We start from the raw sequence: 3,888 nt of genomic DNA, 5'->3' as shown, positions 1-3,888 counted from the left end.
GGGGGAAACCGATGGCTGCCCGCACAAAACAGTAACGGAGGTGTCCCATGAGAAAAGTCCTTGTCGTTCTCTCCTTCGCCGCGCTGGCCCTGGCCTTTCTGCCCCAGGAGGCCCGGGCCTTCGAGGTGCAGCGCTTCGTGGTGGCCCGGGACGTGGTGGACCGGGAGCCCGTGGGGGTCTCCCAGAGCCTTCCCGTCACGGTGGGCACGGTCTATGCCTTCCTCGAGGCCGGCTCCGTCGAGGCCGACACCGTAGTCTCCTTCGTCTGGCTTCACATGGGCCAGGAGCTGGCCCGCGTGGACATCCCCCTCAAGGAGAGTCCCCGCTACAGGACCTGGTCCTCGAAGAGGCTGGGCGGGAGGACAGGCGCCTGGACCGTGAGGCTTCTGGACTCCCAGGGTGAGGTCCTGGCCGAGACGTCCTTCGAGGTCCTGCCGGAGCCGCCCCGGTAGACCGAAGAAAAGCGGCCTGGCGCGAGGAGGAGCCCGTCCGGCGCTGAGCCTCGCCCCGCTCAACGGGCGAGGCCCCTTTGCGCCATGAATTCCCTTATCATCTCGGCGTGGGTCTCCTCGGCCGAGAATATCTCCCGCAGGCGCTTGAGGATGCCCAGGTCCTCCTCACTCCTCATGAGGTCAAAATAGTACGCCTCTGCGGTGCTTTCCTCCAGGCCCAGGGCAAGGCTGAGGGCCTCCTGCAGGGAGAGCCGTCCCGACCGGGCCCGCTTCAGGAGCTCCTCGGACATCTGGATGGTCCGGTAAATGCCGGGCCAGTCGGGGGAGGGGAAGGGCATCTTTTCCGGCCTGCCATATACCCTGCCGAAGCGCATGACGTTGGCGTGGTCCTTCTCCTCGAGGGAGAGGGTGCTGAAGAACCGCCACGCCTCCGGGTCGTCGGAGAACTGCTCGGCCAGCAGGTCGTAGGCCTCGGCGGTTATCTCCTCGAAGTGCGAGCACCACCTGAATCTCCGGGCTATGTCGTCTGCGGCTTCTTTCACGTTCATGGCCTCCGCTCAGTTTCATTATAGAGCCTGAGAAGGGTCAGGGGAAGGGCTGGGCCTTCCGAAAGGGCGGGGTTTCACCGCACGCGCAGACGGATTGGGCCCTCCTGGAATGTGTTATAGTTTGCACGGGACACGGAGAGCGGACGGAGCGTCACCGGACCTTTCCATGGCCGCAGGCCGAGGCCGGTGGACAGGGGGCCTCGTTTGCCCTAGGGTATAGGAAGGAGGCGTCATGGAAGAGGAAAGGCACGAGCATCAGTACGAGGTCATCTCCCACCCGGCCATCACCCCGGAGGCTGCGGACCTGGGCATCCGTGCCGCCGAGGTGAGGCAGTGCACGCGATGCGGAAAGATAATGACATTCGTGATGCTCAAGGAGGAATGGATCCCCCTTTTCAAGGACGAAGAGGCCGGCGGGCGGGACATCCTTCTTGCTTGAGGAGGCGCGGCTTGGAAGCGCCTTCAGGGTCCGCGCCGTGCACACGAAAGCAGCGTCTGGGAGACGGGCCCGGGTCGGGGTCTCACGTGGCCAGGAAAGGAGGGCCGGAATGAAGAGGCTCTGGTGGCTCGCTCTGGCGGGAGTTCTGCTCATGGCTCCCCTGGCCTGCGCCAGCGGCGGGACGGCGCCCTCCCCCGAGGAGCCCGTCATCACGGGGAAGGGCACCGTGCGGTTCGTGGACGTGGAGGGGGGCTGCTGGAGCATCGTGGATGAGGAGGGCAGGAGGTACGAGCCCCTGAACCTCCCCGATGCGTTCAGGCGGGACGGCCTCCGGGTGGCCTTCAAGGCCAGGGCCCGCAGCGACGTCGCCTCTGCATGCATGGTGGGACGGATTATCGAGATTCTTCAGATAGAGGCCCTCAAGTAGCCCGGAGGCCAACAAAAAAGGGCCGGTCCTGGCCGGCCCTTGCACTTTGTGGGCGAGCTTTACTTCTGCACCGTGTAGCCCAGCTTTTCAAGCTGCCGGGCCATGTCCTGCACGGTGGCCTTGCTCTCGTCGTAGGTGACGGTGGCTTCTCCCACCTTTACGTCCGGCTCCGCCACGCCGGGGACGGTCTGGAGGGCCTTCCGCACCGTCTGGACACAGTGGTGGCAGTGCATGCCGCTTATCTTCAATGACGCCTGTGCCATGAGTCACCTCCTCGCTGGTCTTACCTTAGCCTAACAGGAGAATGTGAATAAATTATGACGGGGACCGGCCTTCTTTTTTGGGGGGTACGCAGGGGAGGACGCTAGTCCCTCTTGCGCCTAACTTCCCCCTGCGCATGAACGCCCAGGGCGAGGAAGCCCGCGTGCTTGAGGCTCTCCTTGTTGTAGGCCAGGGGGTTGCCCTCCATGTCGAGCACCCTGCCCCCCGCCTCAAGCAAAATGGCGTGCCCCGCCGCGGTGTCCCACTCCCAGGTGGGGCCCAGGCGGGGATAGATGTCGGCCCGTCCCTCCGCCACCAGGGCGAACTTGAGGGCGCTCCCCCGGGAGACCAGCTCCTTGACGTGCAGGCGCCTGAGGTAGTCCTCAAGCGCCGCCGTGGCGTGGGAGCGGCTGGCCACCACCGTGAGGCCCTCCGGGTCGGGCTCGCCCCTCACGGAAAGGCGGCGGGGCGGGGCGTCCCCTTCAAGGCGGTATGCCCCCCGGTCCTCCTCCGCGTAGTAGGTCGTCCCCAGCGCGGGCACATCCATCACGCCCGCCACCGGCCTGTTCTCTCTTAAAAGGGCGATGTTGACGGTGAACTCCCCGTTTCTGTTAATGAACTCCTTCGTGCCGTCCAGGGGGTCCACCAGGTAGAACTCCCTCCAGTTCCGGCGCTCGGCGTAGGGAATGCTCCTGCCCTCCTCCGAAAGGACGGGGATGCCGGGGGTGAGCTCCCGGAGGCGGGCCCGGATGACCTCGTGGGAGCGTTTGTCCGCCGTGGTGAGGGGGGAGCGGTCCTCCTTGTAGGAGACCTCGTAGGTGGAGGCGTAGACCTCCATGACGGCCTGGCCCGCCTCCCGCGCTGTGGCTATGAGAGCCTGAAGAAGGTCCCCCCGCTGCATCAGGATGTCTCGGAGCCGACGTGGTTTTCCATGGCGTTTTATGGTAACACGTCCGGGTTATGTGTGGCTTTTAAGGGAGGATGTCTCCTGTTTGATATAAGGTGGGACGTGCTACACGAGAACCTGGAATTTGCATATAACACCTACCATTTCTCAAAAATTATGGATTTTAAGAGTAAAAATTTAAGGTTGCATAGCGGTATAGAATGGGATGTGACCCGGTCCTCGGAAAAGAATGCCTTCAGGCATATGCTAAAAGCGCAGCACCAACCACACAATGAATTGTATTATTCTCCACTCATCTCTCTAAATATCTTTAATATTCAAGCTAGTAGACTGTGCGTGTAGTGGATTGATTAGCCTCTTCATGCCACGCACTTATGACATTTGAAATATTCAGCCAATTATGCTTTAATAAATCCAACACGCTTTCAAGGGAGTGGAGTATGGGACTTAGAGACAAGTTTGAAGATAGGATTAAGAAGAAGGAACAGGAAATTGCCGAATACGAGCAAAAAATCATGGAATGCAGGGCATATATTCAAGCCTTACAAGATTCCATGCGTATATTGCCTCGGGGTGAGACAAATGGGTCTGAGCCAATTAGGCTGAAGCACGGCAGCCTGACCTACAAAACTTATGAGCTATTAAAAAAGACAAGACGCCCAATGCATATAAAGGAAATCATTGAGGGCATAGGGCTTGAGTTTAACAGAAAAACCCGTTCTTCCTTGAGGGGTTCACTCGGGCCTTATACAAAGGTCGAGAGAATCTTTAGGCTCGTTGCCCCAGGGACATTCGGCTTAGTTGAGATAGATTACGATAGGGAAGAAACTGAAGCTGAAGAAAAGAAAGAAGAA

The 3,888-nt window shown here is 60.4% G+C and carries 7 protein-coding genes; 4 read left to right on the top strand and 3 right to left on the bottom strand.

Features of this window, described 5'->3' with window-relative positions:
- Positions 1–47 precede the first annotated feature (47 nt).
- On the top strand, positions 48–452 hold the full coding sequence (locus P8Y39_12760; protein MEJ2193187.1) for a DUF2914 domain-containing protein: 405 nt from the start codon (positions 48–50) through the stop codon (positions 450–452).
- A 59-nt stretch (positions 453–511) separates the two neighbouring features.
- Here the strand turns inward: P8Y39_12760 and P8Y39_12755 are convergent, their stop codons facing one another.
- On the bottom strand, positions 512–994 hold the full coding sequence (locus P8Y39_12755) for a hypothetical protein (GenBank protein ID MEJ2193186.1): 483 nt from the start codon (positions 992–994) through the stop codon (positions 512–514).
- A gap of 238 nt (positions 995–1,232) precedes the next feature.
- Between P8Y39_12755 and P8Y39_12750 the strand changes: the two genes are divergently transcribed.
- Both P8Y39_12750 and P8Y39_12745 read left to right on the top strand, forming a co-directional pair.
- Positions 1,233–1,439: a hypothetical protein gene (locus P8Y39_12750; protein MEJ2193185.1), complete on the top strand. Its 207-nt coding sequence runs from the start codon at positions 1,233–1,235 to the stop codon at positions 1,437–1,439.
- Between the two features lie 109 nt (positions 1,440–1,548).
- Positions 1,549–1,866, top strand: a complete 318-nt coding sequence (locus P8Y39_12745; GenBank protein ID MEJ2193184.1) for a hypothetical protein — start codon at positions 1,549–1,551, stop codon at positions 1,864–1,866.
- Positions 1,867–1,925: 59 nt separating this feature from the next.
- Here the strand turns inward: P8Y39_12745 and P8Y39_12740 are convergent, their stop codons facing one another.
- Positions 1,926–2,129: a heavy-metal-associated domain-containing protein gene (locus P8Y39_12740; protein ID MEJ2193183.1), complete on the bottom strand. Its 204-nt coding sequence runs from the start codon at positions 2,127–2,129 to the stop codon at positions 1,926–1,928.
- A gap of 101 nt (positions 2,130–2,230) precedes the next feature.
- Positions 2,231–3,028 carry a 3'(2'),5'-bisphosphate nucleotidase CysQ gene (gene cysQ / locus P8Y39_12735; GenBank protein ID MEJ2193182.1) on the bottom strand — a complete coding sequence of 266 codons (798 nt, stop codon included), beginning with the start codon at positions 3,026–3,028 and terminating at the stop codon, positions 2,231–2,233.
- Positions 3,029–3,474: 446 nt separating this feature from the next.
- On the opposite strand from cysQ, the gene P8Y39_12730 reads away from it, so the two are divergent.
- A partial coding sequence (locus P8Y39_12730) for a hypothetical protein (GenBank protein ID MEJ2193181.1) occupies positions 3,475–3,888 on the top strand: 414 nt, incomplete at its 3' end.

This window comes from Nitrospirota bacterium (assembly GCA_037386965.1).
GTDB lineage: Bacteria > Nitrospirota > Thermodesulfovibrionia > Thermodesulfovibrionales > JdFR-86 > JARRLN01.
This window is presented reverse-complemented; position numbering and strand designations above follow the sequence as displayed.

Bases quoted from the DNA above. Each gene is read 5' to 3' on its own strand.
- P8Y39_12745 (MEJ2193184.1), top strand. From the start codon at position 1,549: ATGAAGAGGCTCTGGTGGCTCGCTCTGGCGGGAGTTCTGCTCATGGCT.
- P8Y39_12760 (MEJ2193187.1), top strand. From the start codon at position 48: ATGAGAAAAGTCCTTGTCGTTCTCTCCTTCGCCGCGCTGGCCCTGGCC.
- cysQ (MEJ2193182.1), bottom strand. From the start codon at position 3,028: ATGCAGCGGGGGGACCTTCTTCAGGCTCTCATAGCCACAGCGCGGGAG.
- P8Y39_12750 (MEJ2193185.1), top strand. From the start codon at position 1,233: ATGGAAGAGGAAAGGCACGAGCATCAGTACGAGGTCATCTCCCACCCG.
- P8Y39_12740 (MEJ2193183.1), bottom strand. From the start codon at position 2,129: ATGGCACAGGCGTCATTGAAGATAAGCGGCATGCACTGCCACCACTGT.